We start from the raw sequence: 552 nt of genomic DNA, 5'->3' as shown, positions 1-552 counted from the left end.
CCTTGTCCTATCAGGCTTTTTCTTTCTTAAAATTGCTAGCACTTTCTTAAATTCTTCTTTTTTTCCAAAACCAATCAAACGTAGAATAGCCATTTGAACATAGTCCAAACCGTAGCGAAATAAACTTACTGAAAGTCGTCCATGCTTCTTTATTTTTATCGCTTTTTTCCGATCATGTTGCCATTCACCTGTTAAATAGCACCAACAGAAACCGATAGCTAGCACTGCTATCAATTTCTTGACTCGTCTAGGGTCTGTTAAACGAGTATTTTCAAGATTGAATCCACGTCCTTTGAGACAACTAAATAACGTTTCGATTTCCCAGCGTAATGCATAATCACGAATAGCAGAAGCATTAAACATAGGAGAAACAACAAGTAAAAGTTCTCCATCTTCTAATCGTAGCGCACTAATATACAGTTTCACTCGACCAACCCAAATACGTCGTTTACGACATTCAGTTTGACCAACTTGAAGATGACGAAATAAATCACTAATTTTATGATTCTTGGCTAAGTGATTGGTCACAATGAAGTTTTTTTAACACGTATA

The 552-nt window shown here is 35.9% G+C and carries 1 pseudogene; it reads right to left on the bottom strand.

The features are described from left to right. Nucleotides 1-540, bottom strand: a pseudogene (locus tag C8322_RS14265) (IS4-like element ISAba33 family transposase); the annotation flags it as partial. Nucleotides 541-552 lie beyond the last annotated feature (12 nt).

The sequence above is a fragment of the Acinetobacter sp. SM1B genome (assembly GCF_003289665.1).
In the GTDB taxonomy this organism is placed as follows: Bacteria; Pseudomonadota; Gammaproteobacteria; order Pseudomonadales; family Moraxellaceae; genus Acinetobacter; species Acinetobacter schindleri.
Note: the sequence above shows the minus strand (reverse complement) of the source record. Positions and strands in the feature narration are given on the sequence as shown.